Origin of the sequence: Dyadobacter sp. CECT 9275 (assembly GCF_907164905.1) — a bacterium.
Classification (GTDB): Bacteria; Bacteroidota; Bacteroidia; order Cytophagales; family Spirosomataceae; genus Dyadobacter; species Dyadobacter helix.
Map to the genome: position 1 here is coordinate 883,210 of NZ_CAJRAF010000002.1, position 23,741 is coordinate 906,950.

Annotated in this window: 16 protein-coding genes; 7 read left to right on the plus strand and 9 right to left on the minus strand. The window is 46.8% G+C overall.

The features are described 5' to 3' along the window. Positions 1-13 precede the first annotated feature (13 nt). From KOE27_RS11750 to KOE27_RS11775, 6 genes are all read left to right on the plus strand, one after another. A complete protein-coding gene (locus tag KOE27_RS11750; RefSeq protein ID WP_215239075.1) occupies positions 14-1,660 on the plus strand; it encodes a RagB/SusD family nutrient uptake outer membrane protein in 1,647 nt (548 codons plus the stop codon). A gap of 130 nt (positions 1,661-1,790) precedes the next feature. Beyond that, positions 1,791-4,835, plus strand: coding sequence for a PVC-type heme-binding CxxCH protein (locus tag KOE27_RS11755; protein ID WP_215239076.1), 3,045 nt, complete (start codon positions 1,791-1,793; stop codon positions 4,833-4,835). Between the two features lie 32 nt (positions 4,836-4,867). Continuing rightward, positions 4,868-6,202 (plus strand): neutral/alkaline non-lysosomal ceramidase N-terminal domain-containing protein, encoded by a 1,335-nt coding sequence (locus KOE27_RS11760; protein WP_215239077.1) that lies wholly within the window; start codon positions 4,868-4,870, stop codon positions 6,200-6,202. Between the two features lie 23 nt (positions 6,203-6,225). Next, positions 6,226-7,476 carry a polysaccharide deacetylase family protein gene (locus KOE27_RS11765; protein ID WP_215239078.1) on the plus strand — a complete coding sequence of 417 codons (1,251 nt, stop codon included), beginning with the start codon at positions 6,226-6,228 and terminating at the stop codon, positions 7,474-7,476. Positions 7,477-7,728: 252 nt separating this feature from the next. Then, on the plus strand, positions 7,729-8,352 hold the full coding sequence (locus KOE27_RS11770; RefSeq protein WP_215239079.1) for a hypothetical protein: 624 nt from the start codon (positions 7,729-7,731) through the stop codon (positions 8,350-8,352). A 109-nt stretch (positions 8,353-8,461) separates the two neighbouring features. Next, positions 8,462-8,806: a low molecular weight protein tyrosine phosphatase family protein gene (locus KOE27_RS11775; RefSeq protein ID WP_215239080.1), complete on the plus strand. Its 345-nt coding sequence runs from the start codon at positions 8,462-8,464 to the stop codon at positions 8,804-8,806. Positions 8,807-9,259: 453 nt separating this feature from the next. On the opposite strand, the gene KOE27_RS11780 is transcribed toward KOE27_RS11775, so the two are convergent. Both KOE27_RS11780 and KOE27_RS11785 read right to left on the minus strand, forming a co-directional pair. Continuing rightward, on the minus strand, positions 9,260-10,864 hold the full coding sequence (locus tag KOE27_RS11780) for a SusD/RagB family nutrient-binding outer membrane lipoprotein (protein WP_215239081.1): 1,605 nt from the start codon (positions 10,862-10,864) through the stop codon (positions 9,260-9,262). A gap of 19 nt (positions 10,865-10,883) precedes the next feature. Further along, the gene (locus KOE27_RS11785; RefSeq protein WP_215239082.1) at positions 10,884-14,261 is read right to left on the minus strand and encodes a SusC/RagA family TonB-linked outer membrane protein; all 3,378 of its coding nucleotides are present in this window, start codon (positions 14,259-14,261) and stop codon (positions 10,884-10,886) included. A gap of 801 nt (positions 14,262-15,062) precedes the next feature. On the opposite strand from KOE27_RS11785, the gene KOE27_RS11790 reads away from it, so the two are divergent. After that, positions 15,063-15,947, plus strand: a complete 885-nt coding sequence (locus KOE27_RS11790; protein ID WP_215239083.1) for a hypothetical protein — start codon at positions 15,063-15,065, stop codon at positions 15,945-15,947. A gap of 167 nt (positions 15,948-16,114) precedes the next feature. Here the strand turns inward: KOE27_RS11790 and KOE27_RS11795 are convergent, their stop codons facing one another. From KOE27_RS11795 to KOE27_RS11825, 7 genes are all read right to left on the minus strand, one after another. Next, the gene (locus tag KOE27_RS11795; RefSeq protein ID WP_215239084.1) at positions 16,115-16,852 is read right to left on the minus strand and encodes a 6-phosphogluconolactonase; all 738 of its coding nucleotides are present in this window, start codon (positions 16,850-16,852) and stop codon (positions 16,115-16,117) included. Positions 16,853-16,891: 39 nt separating this feature from the next. Continuing rightward, positions 16,892-17,158 (minus strand): HPr family phosphocarrier protein, encoded by a 267-nt coding sequence (locus tag KOE27_RS11800; RefSeq protein ID WP_215239085.1) that lies wholly within the window; start codon positions 17,156-17,158, stop codon positions 16,892-16,894. An 82-nt stretch (positions 17,159-17,240) separates the two neighbouring features. After that, a complete protein-coding gene (locus KOE27_RS11805) occupies positions 17,241-19,235 on the minus strand; it encodes a copper amine oxidase (RefSeq protein WP_215239086.1) in 1,995 nt (664 codons plus the stop codon). Between the two features lie 44 nt (positions 19,236-19,279). Then, positions 19,280-21,010 (minus strand): phosphoenolpyruvate--protein phosphotransferase, encoded by a 1,731-nt coding sequence (ptsP, locus tag KOE27_RS11810; protein ID WP_215239087.1) that lies wholly within the window; start codon positions 21,008-21,010, stop codon positions 19,280-19,282. A 72-nt stretch (positions 21,011-21,082) separates the two neighbouring features. Further along, entirely contained in the window at positions 21,083-22,666 is a 1,584-nt protein-coding gene (locus KOE27_RS11815) for a PTS system mannose/fructose/sorbose family transporter subunit IID (protein WP_215239088.1), read from the minus strand. A gap of 72 nt (positions 22,667-22,738) precedes the next feature. Further along, positions 22,739-23,209, minus strand: a complete 471-nt coding sequence (locus tag KOE27_RS11820) for a PTS sugar transporter subunit IIB (RefSeq protein WP_215239089.1) — start codon at positions 23,207-23,209, stop codon at positions 22,739-22,741. Further along, positions 23,202-23,621 (minus strand): PTS sugar transporter subunit IIA, encoded by a 420-nt coding sequence (locus KOE27_RS11825; RefSeq protein ID WP_215239090.1) that lies wholly within the window; start codon positions 23,619-23,621, stop codon positions 23,202-23,204. The genes KOE27_RS11820 and KOE27_RS11825 overlap by 8 nt, the downstream gene beginning before the upstream one ends. Between the last annotated feature and the right edge of the window lie 120 nt (positions 23,622-23,741).

The window sequence follows — 23,741 nt, forward strand, 5'->3', positions numbered from 1 at the left end:
AAACGAAACGACAATGAAACGCCATAGATATATCAGTTTGAATGGTAAAGTAGCTTTACTGTTCATGTTATTCGGAATGTTTTCCTGCCAGAATTTCCTCGACGTAGCACCCAAAGATCAGATCTCGGATACCTCAGTCTGGACGGATACCGGAACGGCCGATCTCTTTCTGAATAATGTATACTCAGGAATTCCAGGCCCTTTTAATTTCTTCGATCCCTGGGAGAATTACACCGACAATTCTATGAATGGTGTGAACGGGCTCGACAGCCGGGTATTGTACTCTCCTTCGGTATATACTCCCAGCAATGCCCCCAACTGGTGGAACCAGTATGCTAACATTCGCCGCGCCAATTTATTCATCGAAAAAGTGACGGCATCTACCCTTCCGGAGGCATGGAAAAAATCTAAAATTGCCGAAGCACGGTTCTTACGCGCCTATTATTACCAGTTGCTGTGGACCGCTCATGGAGGCGTACCCATCATCACCAAAACGCTGAATCAGAATACGCAGGGGGAGGCCATTTTTCAGGCCCGCAATACCGACGAGGAAACCTATAAATTCATCGTAGACGAATGCGCAGCCATTGCAGAAGACCTGCCGCTGAAAGCAGAAGCCGCCCGGGTTTCAAAAGCTTCGGCTCTGACATTGAAAGGATTCTGCGAGCTTTTCTGGGCCAGCCCGTTAAAAAACACCACCAACGACAAAACACGCTGGGCAGCAGCAGCAGCTACCAACAAACAGGTCATTGATCTGGGATCACATAGCCTTTTTGCTAATTACGAAACACAGTTTTACGAAGATAACAACAACAATGTTGAGGTAATTTTTGCCAAACAATACCTGGGCGGTACTGCGCTGGGAAGCGGAAAAGAGGGATTGTGGGGGCCGTGGATGGTAGGCGGCGTACAGAAAGCTTATGGCGGGGTGGATCCGTCACAGGAACTGGTGGATGAATACGCGATGGCCAACGGCCTGCCCATTACCGACCCGGCTTCGGGATACGACCCCCAGAACCCGTATGTGAACAGGGAAAAACGTTTTTACCAGTCTATTGTTTACGACGGCTCCATCTGGGTGGGAGCCGAAATGATCATGAAACAGGGAGTGGGCAGCCGAAATGCAACCGATTTGAGCAATACCAACGAAGCCACCAATACCGGTTACTATCTCCGGAAAACTCTGAATCCTAAGTACACCGTAAACGGCAATAACCTGTTGAACAGCGGAAGTTTCATTATCTACCGTTTAGCTGAAGTACTGCTCAGCTATGCCGAAGCACAAAACGAAGCCGTCGGCCCGGACGCATCCGTGTATACGGCAATTAACCAGGTAAGGGCACGGTCAGAGTTGCCTGCTCTTAAAACCGGACTGACGCAGGACCAGATGCGGGTGGCTATCCAGAGAGAGCGCAGGGTTGAGCTGGCCTTCGAAGAAAGAAGATGGTTTGATCTGATCAGGCTGAAACTTGCAGAAAAGAACCTGAACGGAACACTGCACGCCATGAAAATTGAAGTGGTGAACGGGAAAACGGTATACACGGTTATTCCCGCACCCGAAGGAACCAAAATATTTTATGCCAACAAAAATTATCTGTTACCGATCCCGCAATCGGCAATGAACCAAAATACCAAATTGGTTCAGAATCCAAATTATTAATAGGTATCTTCAATAATTTCAGGCACGCCCGTAGTCATTTCAAAGATAATCCAGTACTCGTTATAGGGTGTTCTTTGAAATGACCGAGCCTCCGCCCTATCCTTTTTGCACATTAGAAATACAAATCCTGATGAAAAGTATCCATATTCCTAAACCCCTGGTAGGACTGCTTTTGTGCGTCTTTACGCTGACCGCCAGTAACAGTCCCAAACCGGATTCTTTCAGGGAAGTACCGCCCGAAAAGGCTTTGGCCACGTTTCAGGTTGCTGATGGTTTTCAAATCGAAATGATTGCCAGTGAACCCCTCATTGCCGATCCGGTGGCCATGGAAATCGATGAACTGGGCAGGCTGTATGTGGTTGAAATGCACGGCTATCCGCTGGACAAAAGCGGGTCTGGCAAGATCAAACTGCTGTCGGATAAAGACGGAGACGGCAAAATGGACGAAAGTATTGTCTTTGCGGAAGGGCTTATGCTGCCCACGGGGGTACTGCGCTGGAAAAAAGGGATTCTTGTAACCGATGCACCCCATGTACTTTACCTGGAAGATACCGACGGAGACGGCAAATCCGATGTAAGGGACACGCTCATAACGGGTTTTGCCTTATCCAATCCGCAGCACAACCTCAATAACCCGATCCTGGGACTGGACAACTGGATTTACCTGGGACATGAACCTGCTGTTTCAACCCAAACCTATAAGAGTGAATTTGGTGACCGTGGCGGTGACGTTTACTATCCTGGCAAAAAAGATAGTCCAAGGTTACCAGATAACGCCCGGGGAAGGAGTGTCAGGCTGCGGCCCGACAGGACGGGCCTGGAGATACTTTCCGCTAACACCCAGTTTGGGCATACCTTTGATACCTGGGGCCATTACCTGCTGGTGAGCAATGCCAATCACATTATTCATCAGGTGGTATCCTCTACCTATCTCAACAGAAACCCTAACCTCCTGGTATCCAATGCAACACAGTCCATTTCGGACCATGGAAGCTCGGCACAGGTATACCCCATCACGCAAAACCCGCAAAACCAGCTGCTGACGGATATTGGTGTATTCACATCGGCCTGCGGTTCCATGAAGTACCAGGGCGGGCTTTTCCCGGCGCTTTTTGACAGCGTATCTTTTGTGGCCGAACCAGTGAGCAACATCGTTCATGCTGATTTCCTGCATGATAAAGGGGCAACTTTTTCCGCCAGCCGTGTTTATCAAAATAAGGAATTTCTTGCCTCTACTGATGCCTGGTTCAGGCCGGTAAATATGTATACCGGTCCCGACGGAGCCATGTATGTTGTTGATTATTACCGTCAGATCATCGAACACCCGGAATGGATGGGAGAAGATGTGATCAAATCGGGCCAGCTTTACAACGGGATGGATAAGGGCCGTCTTTACCGCATTACCCCAAAGGGAACCAAACCGGCTACATGGTCAAAGGATCTCAAAACTGCTGGTCTCTCTGACAAGGAATTGGTAAAGAGGCTCGCGGATCCCAATATCTGGTGGCGGCGCAACGCCCAGCGCCTGCTGATCGACCGTAACGCAGCCGGGGAAGCCTCCAGCCTGAAACAAATGGTGACTGACGAGAACAACCCGGCGGGTAGGTTACACGCGCTTTACACGCTGGAAGGCCTGGGCCTGCTTCATCCTGAAACGATTATAAAAGCGCTGAAAGATCAAACACCCGGGGTGCGGGAAAATGCGATCAAACTGTCGGAACCATTTTTGAAAGACCACCAGGACGTACAAAAAGCTTTACTTTCACTTCAGAAAGATCCGAATGCGAAGGTTCGGTTCCAGCTCTTATGTACGCTTGGCTCACTCAATACACCAGAAATAATTTCCGCCAGAGAAACTATTTTATTCCAGGACCTGGAAGATCCATGGATGCAGATTGCCGCCTTATCGGCTGCGCCTGCCGCAGGCACTAACCTACTCGGTGCTGTCATCAACAGGTTTGAGAAAGACAAGCCAGCCTATGCCTCGCTTGTAGAACGGCTTAGTACCATGACAGGCAACGGTGGAACTTCCGAAGAAATTGCGGCGGCGGTAAAAAGAGCACTCCTGGCTCCCTCAGGCAAAAACACCGGATGGCAACCCGCCGTTTTGAAAGGATTGGCAGATGGACTTAAAAATAATAAATCCGCGTCATTAAAAAATGAACAGACCTTACTTGTCAATGCTGCTTTGACCAACCCCTCGTCCGGCGTAAGACAAGGCAGCATCCAGCTTCTCAAAATTACCGGATTACCTCAGAACGCTACTACCACTGCCGCCATTGCTAAATCCGCCAAAACGGCTCTGGACAAAAACGAAAAGGTCGACAACCGTACCGCAGCCATCGGTTTTCTTTCGCTGGATAATCCTAAAAAGCAGGTAACGCTTTTAAAGAAACTGATTGCGCCGACAGAACCTCTTCCCGTCCAGCTCGCTGCTTTGCGCACGCTTTCGGCCATTCCTGACGAAACGGTAAGCAGTTTTGTCGTGACAAACTGGCCATCACTCACACCGGATGTGCGCAATGCGGCCATCAATACCTTTATGACAAGCGATGCCAGAATTACGCTGCTGCTGGATGCCGTTGAACAAAAGATAATCGATCCTTCCAGCATCGGATGGCCCAGAAGCGTGGGTCTGATGGCCCAGGGAAATGCACAGCTGAAAGCTCGTTCCCGCATGCTGCTGACCAAAAAAGATGACGGCAGACAGGAAATTGTAAGAAAGTATGCCCCGGCCTTAACGATGACCGGCAATATGGATAACGGCAAAATGGTTTTTCAAAAAAACTGTTCAGCCTGCCACCAGATCGGCGGCAAATCCGGAACGGCTTACGGTCCCGACCTGGGCACCATTCGTAACCGCCGGCCCGAATCCATCATGGGAGATATCCTGAACCCGAACATGTCCATTGCCGACGGTTTCGATATCTGGTCTATCGAAATGAAAACCGGTGAGCCTGTCCAGGGACTTATTGCCACGGAAACGCCAACTGCCCTGACAATCAAAAACTATGGCGGGCAGGAAACGGTTATTGCCAGGGCCAACATCAAATCCCTGAAAGCATTGGGTATGTCGGTCATGCCGGCCGGGCTGGAAAGCCAGATCAGCCAGCAGGAGATGGCAGACCTACTTTTATACCTCAAACAAGGTAAAGACGAAAATGCTGCCCATTAAGATCATTTGTCTTATTTATCAAAAAAGAAATCATGACTTCAAATCATAACATATCCCATTTCTCAACCGCAAAAAAAATAGTTTTTGCACTGTTTACCGTAAGCTGCTTTCTCCTGTTGCCGTCTGCGTCCTTTGCAGGTTTTCGTGCTTCGGTCGTGAAGGTGGATATTACACCAAGCAACTCGCAATATTTACTGGGTTACGGTCCGCGCAAATCCGAAAGTGTTTATGATAAAATATATCACAGGATTGTGATGATGGACGACGGCATAACCCAATTTGTGCTCATCTCTTCGGACCTGGCCCTGGTATCTCCTTCTGAATATGACAAAGTAGCGGCGAGAATCCAGAAAGAGCTGAAAATTAACCCGGTAAACATCTGGTGGACTTTCACACATACCCATTCCGCACCGGAAGTTGGCCCTCCGGGATTACCGTCGGTATTTCTGGGTGACCGTTATCAGCATGACTTTGATAAAGTATATACCGACATGGTGGAGCAAAAACTGATTGATGGCATCGCCGAAGCACGTAAAAAACTGGCTCCGGCCAAACTGGGAACAGGATGGGGATTTGCATCGGCCAATATCAACCGCCGTGCCCGTTTGGCAGATGGCCGGATTACGCTCGGCATGAACCCCGATGGCCCCGTGGACCGGCGGATCGGATTGATCCGTCTTGAAAAAGAGGATGGCAGCCTGCTGACCCTGATTGCCAACTATGCCATGCATGGTACCGTATTTGCCGCCATCACTGAAATCAGTGCGGACGGGCCTGGCGTAGTAGCAGAATATGTGGAAGAAAAACTGGGTGTACCCATGCTCTATATCAACGGGGCGGCGGGAAACATTGCACCGCTTTACAGCCAGCTGGATGCCCCCAATGGGAAAAGGGTTATTCCACAGTTCAAAGTAATGCTGGGCGATAAGATCATTAAAGCCAACAAAGATATTTTATCGATGTCGTCTGATGTAAAACTCCGGAGCAGCGCGATGACCGTGGAAACGCCCCGAAAGGCCGGAATGGGCTGGACGAATGATATGGCCAATTATACCAGAACAACAAAAGAGGGAGTGAACCTGGTTAAACTTCCGGTACGTTTCCTGAAAATCAACGAAGACGTGGCCATCTGGAGTGCTCCGCTCGAACTTTTTTGCGAGATATCCAATGAGATCCGCGACCGCTCACCCTTTCCTTATACCATGTACTTTGGGTATGGAAACGGCTGGTTGGGTTATTTGCTTACGGAAAAAGAATATGCGCAGGGTGGCTACGAAACGACTGTTACCCCCTACTCTCCCCGAGCCGGACAAGACCTGACCGACGCGGTGATGAATTACCTGCAGGGAGAAATGAAAAAACCTTGAACCAATACCTTTAAACTATGAATATGCAATCCTGTAAAAGTACTGCTTTCCTGTTCCTGATAGCTCTTTCGCTGCTTCGGTCTGAAATAACGATTGCTCAGAAAGAAACCTTCAAGTGGCCGGAGGGAAAGAAAACTGCCATTAGCCTTTCATTTGATGACGCACGGGGAAGTCAGGCCACCAAGGGGATTCCATTTCTGGACCAGTACAATGTAAAAGGTACGTTTTATCTCGTCCCCTCCGCAGCTGAAAAACAACTGACCGGATGGAAAAAGGCCGTTGCCAGCGGACATGAGATCGGTAATCACTCGGTTAACCATCCCTGCTCGGGGAACTTTGCCTGGGCGAGGCCCAATGCACTGGAAGGCTATACGCTCGAAAAGATGAAAGCCGAACTGATTGATGCCAACAACCAGATTGAACGGATGCTGGGTGTGAAACCAGAGGTTTTTGCCTATCCATGCGGAGGTACATTTGTGGGAAGAGGAGTGAATACCAAAAGTTACATTCCGGTGGTAGCCGAGCTTTTCCTTACAGGCCGCGGCTGGCTGGACGAAGGACCCAACGATCCGGCATTTTGTGATTTTGCGCAGCTAACCGGAATGGAAATGGATGGCAAAGATTTTGAGCAGATACTCCCGCTGATTCAACAGGCACGTTCAGGCGGACAATGGCTGGTACTTGCAGGCCATGAAATGGGTGAAAGCGGCGGACAAACCACACGGTTATCCATGCTGAAAAAACTGATTGAATATGCGCAGGACCCGGCGAATGGAATCTGGCTGGCACCGGTAGGGACAGTCGCGAAATATATTCAAACTGCAAAAGACGAAAAGAAGGAAGTAGCTGTGAACAAGCCGGAAACAGTCCGTGCCGCAGCCGACGGAACCTATTCTCTTTCAGCAGCATCCGGCAAAGCAACCGGCCCAAAAATCCAGTTCATGCCCGAATGGAACGCTTTCGGCTGGTTTACCGCAGCAGACAGGGTCGAATGGGATATGGACGTAAGCAAAGGAGGTACTTTTGACGTTACACTGGAATGGTCTGTTTCGGATGAAGAAGCCGGAAAACCTTTCGTGCTGGAAACCGGCAAGTCCGTCATTAAAGGGAAAACAGAAAAAAGCGGCTCCTGGGAAACATTTAAAAGCAGGCAGATCGGACAGATAAAACTCAGCCCTGGAAAACACAAAATGGTATTCCGCCCCGACTCCAAATTTGAGAAAGGAGCTTTGCTGGATTTAAGAGGAATTAAACTGAGCCCGGCAGGGAAGTAAAGTGCGGTTTTATTTATCAAGAAAGTTACTTTTTGGCCATTGGCTGTTAACTTTATCATCCGTTAATGTCGAACCGGTTTCTGGCTTGACATTAACGGATTGCCATTCCCTGATCCCCCAAAAATATAAAGCCCGAAAACTGCTATCTCCCACTTTATGACAGTTACACGCTACGACATCAAAACGGACATTAAAATCGGACAGCAGATTTTTGAAAACTTACCCAACGGCATCAGACCAATTTGGGCAGGAATGGTTTTATCTTGTTTTGACCGTTACATAAAAGACATTCCTATCTCTGTTCATGAGCTTTATCCGATTATTAATGACAATGAAAAATGGAAAGAAGCTCACGAACAATTTACCAAAATCAGCGTTTTTTGGCATGAAAACGAGAATTACGAACATGATCATTATTTGAGGCTTGCAGAGCTCGTTGCTAAGGTAACGTATAACTCTTCCGGCAGACCTGCCCCGTTTGACAGCGACAGTGGGTATTATATTCCAGGCTTAGCACTTAACCTGGCTGAGATTTTCGATGACTACAGACTTAAAGAAGAAGTAAAATCCGTCATTCTTTTATTTAATCGTCATAAAAAATTCAGGAAGAACTTGGCTACTGCCAAAGACTTTTTGCTTTATAAAAAAATTGATGACATACTTTGGTTTGACTGGGACCCAATTGGAATTAATGAGATTGCGCCAAGGGATGAATATCAGGCCTACATTCCCGAGATTTTCAGATTGGTAAAAGTTAAGGCAGACAAACAAGAAATTGCGGACAGACTTTACAAACTTGAATGTGAAAATATCGGAGTGATCGGAACAATGGAAAAATGCCTGGCCATTGCAGACAAACTATTAAACCTGCAGTAACAGATAAGAAGCAGGGTTAACATAGATTTCCTATGTACTTTAGTGCAGGCAACTCTCCGCCCCGGCAGGCAGAAAACTATTTTACGAAATTCAAGAATACTCAAAACCCGTGACAGAAAGACCCAACATACTGGTAGTGTGTGGACGAAATAAAAAACGCAGCAGAACGGCTGAGTATATTTTTAAAAATGACAACCGTTTCAACATCCGATCAGCAGGATTGAGCCCCAAAAGTGATCGGAAAATTTCAGAAAATGACCTGCACTGGGCGGACCTGGTATTTGTTATGGAAACCAGACAACGAGCAAAACTCTCGGAACTTTACAGACATATGGAGCTGCCCAAAGTTGAAATTCTGAACATTACAGATGACTATGAATTTATGGATGAGGAACTTATTGAAATGCTGACCGACAGAATGAATGATGCTTTGAACCTCCATTATCAACTCTGATCATTCAGACCCAAGCGGTTTCACCGGATTTAAGTAAGAAACGCTGAGGGTTTTATATCCAAGAATAAAAGAGGCGATTGCGCTCATTGCAAGAACGCAAATAGCAACCGGACCGATCTGAACACTCAACTAATACTTCCATAAAGAGCCCATTACCTTATCTACGAGCAGGTAACCTATGAAACTGCCGGAAATGGCGGCACAGAATATTATCAGCAAGAATTTGAAATTGATTATACCAATATTTAGTTTCGATTGCCTCAATCGTACCATACTGTTATGGAAAGGCCAATATCGGATACCGAATTTGCCTCCATTTCTTTTGCATAGAACTGACGGGAAGGGCGGAGCCGGGGGATCTAAAAAAGAAGAAGCCTGATTGAGTATGAAATCTTGCGGATTTCATACTCAATCAGGCTTCTTGCATTCAATTGGAATATCAACAAATATCTGTTATGGCATGATCCAAGGTTTTACGGATTTGCTGTCAGTACCACCTGTAACGGCTTTCCAGTTGTCGAAATTGGACGTTACTTCCACGGGGGGATAGGTCAATCTGTTGAAATTCAGCGATTCGCTCGTTGGTGCCAGCGGTACGTTTGGTGTTGCACCGCCCGTACGGCGTTGTAAAATCCAGGCATCAAGCGGTTGGTGGAATAATGCTATCCAGTTTTGTTTGTAAATCTGCGCCAGTGCGGTAGCAGGAGTTGCACTATAAGCAACTGCGGGGTTGGTCAGCATGGCCGTCAAATCCGCGGGAGCTGGTGCGGCGGCTGGTTTGTTCACTGTCCACACAGCTGATCCGTTTGCCAATTTATACCAGAACTTCACGGATGATGTAATCCCATCTTCATAAGCCTGTTTCGCACTGGCTGGGTTTGCTGCCGCTCCACCGATTCCCCGATTGTAAATTTCGGCTTTCAGGAAGCTGATCTCCGTTCCGGTAATAAGCAAATCAGGGAAGGTTCTGTCTCCGATGTAATAAATATTCAACGGGGAGTAGTAGTAAGTACCGCCTGATACCCAGGTTGTCAGTCTTTTGTCGGCGTAAGGATCGTTTAACCCTCCCTCAGTATCATTCCTGGTTTCTGCCTGCACGTTAGCAGGTGGATTTTGTGGATACGGTTTCCATTTTCCAGCGCTGTTCGGTTCAAAGAAAATTTTGGTTCTGAGATCATAAATTCCTGAGCCATCTTCTGCATTGCTGCTCGACATAGCACTCCACATCGTTGAACCCATCCTTACATAAGAGTTCCCTCTGTAATTGCCTGCCCTGTCGATCTGCAATCCGCTAATTGCTGCGGGGTCAATGGCGATAAACTCATCCGGCCCCAAAAGCGGTTTAGACAATGCCTCAGCAATAATCGCATCAGCCGCTGCCGCATTTTTATCACGCATTACCAAGGCATACTTAAGCCTCACCGAGTTGGCAAATTTTATCCATTTTGCAATGTCGTTATGAAGCAGGGTTTCGCTTGCTCCCAGAGACACCTGGTCAGCACTGGTACTAAATCCATCCACAGCTTTTTTCAAATCGCCGAGGGCCGCAGCAAAAATATCTGCCTGCTTGTCGTATACCGGCCGGTAATATTCCGATCCGTAAATTGATTTCGCCGCTTCGGAATACGGCATATCACCGTATAAAGACGTTGTCTTTAAAGTCTTCAGCGCCATCAGCGTTTGCAGCATGGCCCTCACGTTTGTCATTTTGGCGGCGTTAGGGTCAGCATCCAGCAGTTCCATTGCCTTCCGATAGTCAACCAACGCGAAGTAATAGTTTTCCCAGGTACCACCCACCTGGTTATCCAGCCGGTAACCCGAAGCAGCATAATTGGCTGCCAGCTGTGTTGCCTGATAGATGAAGGTGGAAGCAAGCCCTCTGCCGGTTTCGGTCATGGTGGATACAATGCTGTTATACAGGGGTGGTACGCTAACCGAGTACTGCTTATTGTCCCAAGGGTCGTTGATGGTCCCGAAATCCTTTTCACAGGAAGTAACCATTGCCATAGAACTGATGATGGCCAATGACAAAGCCGTTTTCTTTATATATATCTTCATTTTATCAACTGATTAGAGTTTAAAACTGCGCCTTAAGGCTGAAACCGTACGATCTGATGCTTGGCATACCCGACCACTGCAGCCCTTGTCCGTTACCAACACCGTTGATAGCCTCAGGGTTAAGATGTATAGGCAAGCTGGAATACAGATAGAACATATTTCTTCCGATTACGGAAACGGTCAGGTTCTGGAATATTTTTGTTCTGGCCAGTATACCTTCGGGTACACGGTACGACAAACTGAATTCGCGAAGCTTCGCCCAGCTGTTTTCAAAAACGGAAAGACTTCTGGGAACATTAAGGTGCGTCCATCCGGCATACGCACCGGCATATTTGTAGATGGGATTAACCACCCTGTCGTTCACTCTTTCGTCATCGGTGTTATACCCTTCCATGATCACCCCCACATTGGCAGTGGTACCATCAGGGAATGTATAGGGTAAGCCGCCTCCGTTTCTTTCCACTACTGTTTCGGGAGCTATACCGCTTCCCATGGCAGTCGAATGGTCGATAGAATAAATGTCTCCGCCCAGTTTGAAGTCAACCAGTGCTGAAAGGCTGAAATTCTTGTAACGGAAATTGTTCCCGATACCGCCGGTAAGTTTAGGGGCTGCGTTACCAATTGCAACAGGCTCGTTGGATACCTGGTATTTGGTACCATACACATTCCCCGCTGCGTCTTTTACGTTGTATAATAATTTACGGCCCGACGCATCCCTTACAAAATCAGTCCCGTAGATGGTTCCGTATTTTTCGCCCGGGGTTACTTTCATAAAGGCACCCAGGTTACCAAACACATCGGCTATCCTTAGCTCTCTGACACCCGGTGCCAGGGAGATTACCATATTGTCGTTTTTGGCTCCGTTGAGTGTAACATTCCATCCGAAGTTGTTCGTTTTGATGATCGATGCATTAATGATAAACTCAAAACCCCTGTTTCTCAGTTCGCCTGAATTGAACGTTACGACGTTTGCACCGGAAGAAGGAGCCAAATCTGCCGACAATATCTGATCAACCGACTTGATATTGTAATAAGTCAGGTCAAGATTTAATCTGTCTTTCAGGAACGACAAATTAGTACCTACTTCAATAGAGCTGGAAGTCTGGAATCCAAGTTCCTGAGGGCTTAAGGTTGTAGGAATAGAGTTAGTTGGCTGGCCACCAAACGAGCCTACGTCATAGGTAAGGCCCAGTTTATAAGGATCGCTGGCATTCGCACTTCTACCATACGCCAAACGGAGTTTACCATACGAAAGCACATTGCTGACTTTACCCATATCGAAGGCATCGGTAAATACAAATCCGAGGCTGGCCGATGGATAAAAAGTTGAATTTTTGTCCGGCGTCAGGGTGGAGTTCACGTCATTTCTACCTGTCATCTCAAGGAACAGGTAATTCTTATAGCTCAAGTTCAAAATACCTAATACTGACTGTGACTCAACTTCGTATCTTCTTTCCCGGGTATAATACCTGTAATCATTTGCATTATTGATATCACCAGGAACGTATTGCCTGTCAGCAGTTATGATGTTATTAAGTGAATAAATGCCGGGAACCAAAAATTTCCCTGAGTTTTTACCACTCATTCCCGTTGCTTTATTAGAATAAGCATTGAACATCGCCGAAGCGCTGACATTAAACCCATCCAGCAGGAAATTATCCTTGTGGGCAGTCACCATGACATCCGTATTGAATATTTTGGACTTGTCCAGATCTTTCTGGTACATTCCACCGGATACCTTATCAGGGTTGGTGGTGTTATTAATGGTTTCAAACTTGCTGGCAATGAGGTTAGCAGAAGTTCTCACAAAAGCATTTAACCAGGGAGTGATTTCTGCATTCAGTTTAATGGTCGAAAGTAGTTCGTCCCTATTCAGACGGCTGTTCATTTCATAGAATCTCCAGTACAGATCTTTTCCATATTCCTGGTGAGGATAGGTACTTCCGAAATCACGTTTGGAGCCATCCGGGTTTTTGTAATATTGCTCTTCCAGCGGTTTATATTCTCTTGACATACCGTAAATCGAGAATTTAGACCAAGAGTTGTTGTTCCCAATTTCAGGGGCATTCAACCTATAGCTCTGGTTATAACCGATGTTTACGTCAGCCGTTAACGCTTTGGAGATCTGGATGCTTGATCCAAGAGACAAATTGGTATTGTTATTACCGGTATTAGGAACCACGGCTTTGCCATCCGTACGGGAAAGTGCCAAACGAAGCGTCCCAAATTCGTTTCCTGAAGAAAACGATACACTATGTGTAGTTTCATTACCTTCCCTGTAATAGGCTTTCCGGTTGTCTGGCTGTGGTGAGTAAGGTCTCATCTGACCATCCCACCAGCGCACCATTTGTCCGTCCAGTTTTGGGCCCCATGAAGCACTTGCACCAAACCAGCTAAAGATATCCCATGTATTGAAGCCACCAGGAATGGTACCATGTACCCCTCCAATACCTGTACCACCGTTTCCGTAACTAGAACCGCCATACAAAGTAGGCAGGTAAGATTCACCCGTGCTGGTTTTGGGCAATTGCGGATTGGCGCTCCATAACCCGGCTGCAAATCCACCGCCGTACTCGTTTTGCACATCCATAAACCTGAAAACATTGGAGAAATTGGTAGAGAAATTGTAGTTGATACCAATTCCCTTTTGCACCATACCCTTTTTGCTTGTTATTAAAAGCACACCATTTGCACCTCTTGCGCCATACAAGGCAGCTGCACTAGGCCCTTTCAAAACGGAAACACTTTCCACGTTATCCATATTTACATAACTAAGGTAGTTCCCCCAGTCCTGCACGTTGTCCTGTCCGGAAATGTTGGATTGAGCAAGAGGTGTATTGTCAACAATAGCTCCGTCAATGACAATCAGGGGCTGGTTGTTGCCGGTAAGGCTGTTGTTACCCCTGATCACAATTTTTGAGGAGGCATTACCAATACCGTTTCCTGTGGAAATATTCAACCCGGCCACTTTACCCATTAGCCCCTGGGCAAGGTCTGCGGGAGCTGCCACGGTCACGTCAGCGCCTTTTACCTGCTGCACAGCATAACCGATAGACCGTTTGTCCTGCTTTATACCCAAAGCGGTTACTACAACTTCGCCGAGGGCGGTTGCATCCTCTTCAAGAGATATGTCCAGCACTGTTTTGTTGTCAACAGGTACCTCCTTGCTTTTAAATCCGATGAAAGAGGCAATCAATGAACTTCCTGCCGGAGCAATAATTTTGAATTGTCCACTCGCGTCTGTAGTGGTTCCTGTGGTGGATCCTTTCACAAGGACCGATACACCAGGCAGTGGTTTTCCATCCGCACTGCTGGTGATTTTCCCGGTTACATTTTGCGCAACCGCCGAAGCACTCACCATCAAAAAGACGGTAAGCTTGAGTAAAAAATTTCGCATAAGTTAAGTGGTTGTTAAAGGTGGATATCTATCTTCAGCTATAAAAAAACATCATTTTATACCAGAAGAGTAAATATGGAGCCAAATTAATAAATTATTTTAATAATTTAATTTAGTCTAATTATTTATTTGCCTATCACCCATATTTTCTTAGGATAAAACACCATATATAGTGTACTTATACTGTTTAAATATGAATAATCGGAATATTATTTCAGAAATCTCTAAATTTATCCTATAAAAATACGTGGAAGCTGAGTATACTAAACAGCTAAGGAGAAAAATTCAACTGCCTCATGTAAAGAACAATAACAATTGACACCATTGCATACCGCCCACTGTAAACTGCATACTTAAGAATAAACTGTCTCCGGAGTTGACAGTTTTGAGTTCAAAGTGCTAACGCCTGCACACTGTAAACTGTTTACTTCAAACTGCATACTACACCCGTGGCACCGTTAATCCATCAAGCTTAAACGTGCCAACTATCACAACCGTACCACGGTCAGACGCCTACTGTGAACTGCATACTTAAAACTAAAAACTGATCACCTGCTACTAGACCCGTGTTTTTATCCAAGAAATCGCTCGCATAACGTCCCTGAGATTTAATTTTAGCTTACGTTTTGTATCCAAAAATACCGATATTGCACCCATCTGAGATCACAAGGCGGCTTGCTCCGCTCGTCGGCATACTGTTTGATCAACTCGTAAACCGGGGCTATTCGGCGATTTGATTACTGCAAATGATGACACGATCTCTATTCTTTTAAATTCTCAAACATGCTCTAAATCTTTATAATGGCAGAAAATAGAACGGGGACAGTAGATGTGGCGATAAACGCCTACGGAAAACCCTATCAGACGGCAGTTACCATATTAACGCTGCTTAAGCATTCAGGCGAATGGATTAATAAAATATACTTTATTGAGGAAAAGAAACAGCCTGAACCATCCAACTTTCAATTCCTTTTTGATCATCTGGGAGATAAAATTGTTCATTACCGGCCAAAAATCTGGTTATGGACGAATAAATTGAGATTTAACTTCCTGATGAATTTCAAAAAATACCGTTATGCACTCAGATACCAGTACGCGTGGGAAAAGTCGGACAGAGAATATCTGCTGATCATGCATAACGATGTATATTTTAAAGACGATCTTGTAGGAGCATATCTGGAAAACATTGGTAATGCTTCCGGGATTGGGCGGATAGGACAGTGCTGGGTGTGCCCCGCATTTGCTGCTAACTTATGCAATCCGGAAAAGTATACGGAGTACAAGCCATCCTATAAAGAATTGATGGAACTGGCTGACAAATATCCTCAACCCCGTACCAAAGAGTATGCACGGGTAATGGACAAAAACGTGCCCTGGCCTTTACCTGAATGCAGACTGAATGAATATGTTGCATTGGTAAACCTGTCCCGAACGAAGCCAGATACCGTACCTGTTGGCAAGGCCATTCCCTTTGGAGCCATCAATCGTATTGATACTGGTGTACAATGGTTTTCTGATATCAGTAACCTGGGGCATACTTTTCGTCATTTTGACTATGACCCTTATGCGACTCATAGCTGGATCAGTTTGAAAAATGCGGGTCACGCTGCGCTTTTTAATCAGGATCTGTACAAATATGAGGAGTCCGTGGCGAAGGAAGTCCTGAAAAAGGAGTTTGGTATATAATCAGTTGTAGGGGATTAGGAGTTAGGAATTAAGAGTTAAAAGTTCGCAGTGGGCGGTTCACAGCGGTACCCGTGGCACGGTTGATGCATCAGGCCCAAACGTGCCAACTATCACAACCGTGCCACGGGTCAGTCGCCCACTGTGAACTGCCTACTTAAAACTGCATCCTAGACCCTCCCCGCAATCCTTGCTCCTGCATCGGCATCCAGAAGTATCTCGCAGTTAGGATGCATCTGAACGATGGATGCCGGGATATCCGTGGTAACAGGTCCCAGTATTGCCTTTTCTACCATTTCGGCTTTGTGAGAACCCTTGGCAATCAGTATCAGTTTCCGGGTATGCATGATGTTCTTGATACCACGCGTTAGCCCGCCCAGCTCTGTTCCTTCGGGCACCTTCGTTTCTCTGCGAACCCGCGCTTCAAAGTCAGGATCCATGGGAGATACCCATGTTTCACTTTCAAATGGTGTCCCGGGTTGATTAATCCCAATATGGCCATTGAGGCCCAGCCCAAGCATCTGCAGGTCCGCTCCTCCCCTTTCGGCCAGGCGCTGCTCAAATAGTGCCGCTTCCCTTTCAAAGTTATCGGACATGGTGGGAGGCATAATAAAATTCTCCTCCGGGATACCAAGCGGCCCCGCAATCTGATTGCGTATCATCGTATAACAGCTTCCGGCATATTCCCGGGGCAGATTAGTCAGTTCGTCAACGTTAAAAAGGGTGATACGCGATACATCAAAAGGATACTGGGTGTAGATATGGGAGACGATCGCATGCATATCCATCGTAGTTTGTCCCGTAGAAAGTCCGATAACGGCATCCGGTTTTTCAAGCATCTGGGCTATAATCCGCCATGCTGCCGTGACGTTAAATTCCTGTTCGGTTTTACAGATTGTGATTTTCATAATTCGGTTAATTACAATAATGGTTTCAGTTTTGGATGATTACAAATTTGGCAAATGTTCATTAAAAAAAATATCCATCGCCGACGCCGCCTCTGCCTCATCTTCCCCGTCGATTAATATGGAAATAAGATCCCCTCCTTTTGTCGACAATGCCAGAATGTTCAACATGCTGTTTAACTGGATGGTTTTATCCCCTTTTTTTAAACTTATACCCGATTTGAACTTCTTAACAAGCCTTACCAAAGCGGTGGCTGGTCTGGCATGTATCCCTTCGGGAGCAAGGATGGTGTATTCTTTTGAAATCATATGCTGCGCTTTTAAATATTTACTTACCCTAAACGGCGGCACGGTTACAACGCTTCAAGCCACGAAGCCTTGCCGTCGATACTCACTTTTTCTGGCCGGCTACCGGTTTTGACGCAGGCATACCCAGAACCGGATTGGAGGATAAAAACCCCATGGGCATCAGATGAACCGCAATACTGTGCTGATTCATGATGGGCCATTCCTCCGGTCTTACGATATGGGTGACACCTCCTACATACCATACGACCACATCTGTATTGTCGATACTCCTGTTTTTGGCAGTCCAGGCAGGTAATCCCTGCCCTTTTTGTTTGGTAGTAGGATAGTCGCCTGCGGGGTACAATTCCTCCGGATGGTACGGAGTTGCCCAGAAGTGATGGTATAAAACTTCGGCGCGGTTAAAGAGCGACGAACGCCTGTCGGGCAGCGGGGTAATTCCAGCGGTCGGCATTAGCATATAAGATGAATGATGACCAAACCTGTTCATCACGTGGTGGTTCATCACCATCCAGTTACGGTTGGTAGCAATGTTGGCATCACGTTGTGCCTCTTTTTCATTTTTAAACATCGTTGTTTTTGCAACCAGGGTACTTCCCAGCGGGTTGGACGGACCTCTGGGAACAGCGGTGGTATTCATTTCACCCACATTGTTTTGCTGCCCGTCAACATCCAGGTCAAAACGGTAGACAAACCAATGCTGATGGTTATTTGCTTCCACGTGTGGCTCCACCAGTGTGCCGTAATAATTCCCCTGATGTGCTTCGTCTGCCGACCCGGGCGCATCCATGGTCCTGGTTACCGCCCTTACGTGCGGATAACCATTCAGCTCAGTCTCAACTACAATCACACCATCTTCCTTAAAGATCCATTTAAAACCATAATCATAGTTTCCCGCCGTGATGTAGTATTTAATAGCGAGGTTGGTAGCCTTTCGCGCATGATTTTCATGCCGCCAGAGCACCCCGCCATATTCTTCGAAAACAGCCACGGAGCTATCCGACTTTATCGGAGACCCCCATTCATTGTGTAATATTGACGGCAGATAAGTTGCATTTTCAGGTGCGTCCACGCCGTATGTCAGTGGACGGGCAACGTTTTGAAACAAACGATATACCCCCACATCAAAATAATTGTTGGCAGCATTCAGCAAATCCGGTGATCCATAGTTGACGATCATTTCTGCCAGCCCTCCGCGGTACATAATGTATCGCCATTTTCTCTGTGCGTGATCAAAATACTGAACATCCGAGATCACAAGGCCTTCGCGGTTGTGAATACCAAAGCGGAATTTCCAGAACGGCGAAATCACCTGATTCCCTTCAATACGATAGTTTGTTCCTTCGGGCTGGGTAATTACAATAGGCTTGGGGGCCTCCAGGTCAGCCACTATTTTTTTCGCATCAAAATAATTGACGGCCGTAGGTTTGTCGTATCCGGCGCCGGTATCAATGACTTTCAAAACTTTTTTATCCGTAATATCAATATAGGCGTAGATACCCGCGATAGGCATTTCGTAAAAATCCTTATTTTTATAGGCAGGAGACACGATTCTTTCCCGGTGCCCCACCGGGGCCAGGCCAATATCCGCAGCAAAGGTTCCGCGATGGGATTTCACCGAATCCGGATTAATACCTCTTTTTTTCAGCGCATCGTTCCACTCCTTGTTATCTTTCACAATAGCAGAAACAATGGTATCTCCTTTGAAAGAGCCTACTGGCTGTTTGTCAGGGATTTTATCAAAAGATAAGAGTTTTGCCGTTTTCAGGTCCACCACCGCTTTGGCCAGGGTATTGCTCGGAAAATCATAAACCATGGCATAGCCCTCTCTCCGGAATGCTTCTCCCGACTTGTAAGCAAGTACCTCCGCCTTTGGCGGTTCCTTAAGATTTATAATACTGAACAGACTGCTGCTGTCATTCCGGATTTTCTGTTCATCCAGCAGAACCTGCCGGATAAGCTTAATTTCCATAGAATCCAGCGGATCCAGCGGATGTCTGTATTGCATCATCGTTTGCTGCGCAAGGGCGCTGGCCATGGAAAGAAAGAACAGGCCAAGGATCGTAACTTTTTTTTTCATATTGGGTTTTAACAGGAGTGGCTTGGTAACTGTCAAATGGTTTGCTACGCATTGGGATAACCGGATAAAAAAGCTCTGATATCCTCCGAGCTGTCCATTTCGCTAATTTTTTGATACATAGCTTCTGCACCGGAAAGGCTTAAATCCATTATCCGCTGCTTGATACCGGGAATGGAGACAGCACTCATGGAGAACTCCCTGAGCCCCATCCCCAACAATAACGACGTAGCCATCGGATCAGCGGCCAGCTCTCCGCACATGGCAACATGAATATTGTTTTTTTGCCCCTGGGCAATCACCTGGGCGATCAGCCGTATAACAGCCGGATTAAAAGGGTCATACAATGCGGAAACTTTTTCGTTCATCCGGTCTACTGCAAGTGTATACTGGATAAGGTCATTGGTACCGATACTAAAAAAATCAACTTCCTTCGCCAGTATATCCGCAGTAACAGCAGCAGAAGGGATTTCAATCATGATACCGACCTGCATCTCCTGATCGAATGCGATACCTTCCTTCAGCAATTCTTTTTTTGCTTCGGCCAGCACCGCTTTTGCTTCTCTTACTTCCCTTATATTGCTGATCATAGGAAACATCATTCTCAGATCCCCAAAAACACCGGCACGAATTATAGCCCGCAACTGTACCAGAAACAAGTCCTTCCGATCCAAAGAGAACCTGATAGCCCGATAACCCAGAAACGGATTTTGTTCCTGCGGTAGTCCGAAATAAGGCAACTCCTTGTCGCCGCCGATGTCAATGGTACGGATGGTTACAGGCCTGTTTCCGGCTTCAAGTGCAACTTTTTTATAAAAATCAAATTGTTCGTCTTCTGTCGGAAACGAGTCCCGGCCCATGAACAACAGTTCGCTGCGCAGCAGTCCAACACCTTCTCCCCCATTTTCCAAAACCTGTTCCATATCTCCCGCATCCGAGATATTGGCCACCAGCTGAATGGTACAGCCGTCGGTAGTGGCAGCAGGTACATCCCGTAAAGCTTTTAGCGCATCGGTCTGCCGGGTATATTCTCCGCTCTTTGCCCTGTACCTTTCCAGCGCCGCCTCATCGGGGTTGACGAGTACCTCCCCAAGCATACCATCCAGCAGGATAGAATCGCCGTTTTGAACACCTGCCAGTATTTCTCCGCAGCCCACCACAGCAGGAATACCCCTGGCCCTGGCGACGATGGCCGCATGCGAAGTTTTCCCTCCTGCCTGCGTGGCAAAACCCGTGACATTCCGGGTATCCATCGAGATAGTATCCGACGGGGATATATCTTCCGCTATCAGGATCGTTCCCGCCTCCAAGATTTCCCGGCTCTCCGTTACCTGTCCCAGATTTCGGAGGATACGGTTACCAATATCCTGAACATCCGCTGAGCGCGCCCGCATGTATTCGTCCGTCATATCCTGAAACATTTGCACCAATTGTCCGGTTACCTCCAGGAGTGCATCGTTTACATTTTTTCTTTCTGTCCGGATTTTCTCCACCACATCAAGCCGTATCTGTGGATCTCCCAACAGTTCAACCTGCGTTTCCAGTATTTCAATACTTTCTTCCGGCCAGCTTTCATCAGCATCCGTTATAAGAGCTTCCACCTCTGCCACAGAAACCTTTACGGCATGGTCAAATCTTTCTATTTCGGAACTTATATCCTCATCGGTATCGAGTAAAAGACCCGTCAGCCCTGTTTCCTGCTTTCTGATCACCCGGGCCCTTCCGATGGAAATTCCAGGCGACACACCTATTCCGTTGATTTGAAGCTGTGAAGCCATTTTGCAGTCTTAATTAGATATCGTACCGAAATGTGAGGTTCAAAAACAGATCACTATTCTATTGAAAGTTCATCAGGCAAACACATGCAACACGCTTCCTGCGAAACCCAACAGCAGCAAACCTAGCAGCAGGTAAGTGGTTTTTATATTTTTTTTCACAAAATAGAAAACCAGGAAAGTGAGCGACAGCGGTAATATATTCGGGACGATCTGGTCAAGGATCCCCTGTACCGGTACCGCAGCATCCGCTGAGCCGATCAGCAACGGCGTTTTGACAGACATTAACATAGCGGGCATTGCCCCAACAACCATCAAACCCAGAATGGAAGACCAGGATTTTAATTTATCCATCACGTTACTTTTAGACAGGTCCTGAAGGAATTTTGTACCAGCCTGGTACCCTATGAAAGTCAGATGGTAGCGCAGCACAAGATGCGGTATGTTAAAGATCAGCAAAAACAAAACGGGCCCCAGTACACTACCCTGCATGGCCAGCGAGGTACCCACTCCGGCTGCAATCACCTTCACGGTTCCCCAGAACAAGGAGTCAAAAACACCTGCCAGCGGCCCCATCAAACCAAGTTTCACTGCGTTGATGGACGCTTCATCAAAATCTGCTTCACGGCTGTTCTGTTCTTCCATCGCTGCCGAAATGCCGATAATCAGTGTTGAACCGTGCGGTGCAGTATTAAAAAACTGCAAATGCCTTCTCAGAGCTAGAGACATGGATTCTTTTGTGGTATACAGTTTTTTCAAAGCCGGTAATATGGAAAAGGCGAAGCCGGTGTTCTGCCAGGTTTCAAAGTTGAAATTAGCTTCCAGTGCCATAGACCTCAGAAACAGACTCCGGATATCCCTTTTAGTAAGGATTGTCGATACCGGCTCCGCTATCGCAGGCGTTTCGTCCATATCAAAATCGTCAAAATCACTGTCGCTCCCAGCAACCGGTATTTCTTTGTGCGTAATACCTGTAACGATCAGTGCAATAATCACTCCCAGCCCTCCTATGGCGATCATGGGCAGTTTCAGATAGCTGGTAAGAATAAATCCGAGAAAAAAATACGGCGCCACCACTTTGTTGTACATCAGGTTCATGAGCAGCGCAAAGCCAAGCGCTGGCAACATATTCCCGGCCACCTGTAAACCCGAATGCACCCAGGGTGGTATGGTTTCTACAAAAGTTTTGATAACATCGGCTCCCAGCAGCAAAGCAAGTAAGGTAACCGCGCCCATCAGCAGCGGTTTGAGTAATCCTGATAAAATATGGAGCTGTTCCACTCTTTTGTAATTCCCTTCCGAGGCATACTGATCAAACTTTTTATTAAGTACAGGCCGGAGTACAAACAGACCGCTGATGACCATCTCTGCCAGGATGGAAATAGGTACGGCCAGTGCGAGCGCCACCGCGGAACCTTTCCCAGACATGATCGCAAACGCTGTTCCCAATACGCCGCCGGTAATTACGTCGGGTGGAATGGCAGCCCCCACTTTGATATTCCCCATAAAAATGAGTTCCAGCGTGGCTCCGATCATCACTCCTTGTTCCAGATCGCCCAGGACAAGACCCACCAATGGCCCCAGGACCAGTGGCCTGCTCAGCAAAGTTGTTCCCAGAAAGTCTTCGGAGTGCCCGAACATGGCAATTAACGTAAGCATTAGGTAGGTTGGCAACACTTCCGAAGTATGTTTTATGGTTAGGAAATCACGATCATCCAATGTAATCTGCACTCAGATCAGGTCTGCCACCCACTGCTTTTTGTCCGTTGGAACCTGCCTTATTTCAAGTTCAATTCCTTTCACCAGCAGTTGCTTTATTATTTCAATATCATCGTCATTAACGGCTATGGCTTTGGATATCAGCCTTGATCCCTCCTTCCCGCGAATTCCTCCAAAGTTGACTGACTGTATCTCGGCAATAGCTCCCGACAAAAACGCTGCATCTTTAATGGAACTTACCAGAACAAAGATTTTCATATTCCTGCTACGCTCGTCAGACAAAAAGGAAACCGTGTCCGCAAGTGATTTGATCAAAAGTTTGGCAGCGGCCGGCTTGGCAAGATTCATCGTCATTTTCAGAAAATCATCCTTGGCGGCTTTGTCATTGGCAACCACCAGACAATCTGCACCCAGGGCCGGTGTCCAGGTCAGTGCCACCTGGCCATGCACCAGGCGATCGTCAATCCGTAATAATTTAATCATCGAAATCGCTTTCTGCGTTGGGGGTTAATAAGTTATTGACGTAAACTATCTGCTCCTTTGCCATTTGAATTGCATTGGTAAGTACTTCCGTAACCGCTAACTCCTCATCCGACAGCATTACATCCACCAGCAACGGAAGATTGAAACCGGAAACCACATGAACATTCTCCCTTAAGGCAAAGCGTAAAATCTGATTGGTAACACTTCCTCCCATGAGGTCGGTAAAGACAACGAGCTCGTCTTCTTCAGACACCTTTTCCATGACCCGGGCGAGTTCGTCTTCAATTCCTTTATTTTCCTCAACATACGCCTGAATAAGAAAAACGTTTTCCATCGGGCCAACAATAATATCCAGCGACGACTGAACGCCCTTTGCAAAAGTACCATGGGTTGCAATCAGGAATTTTCGCATTTAAAATGAGGATTATATAAAATTTCCGAAATAACGCTGTTGATACTCAGGACATACAACAATGGACTACTGCCCTTTCAAAATAATTTAAAACCGGTACCTGCCGCCCCGCAGCACAAA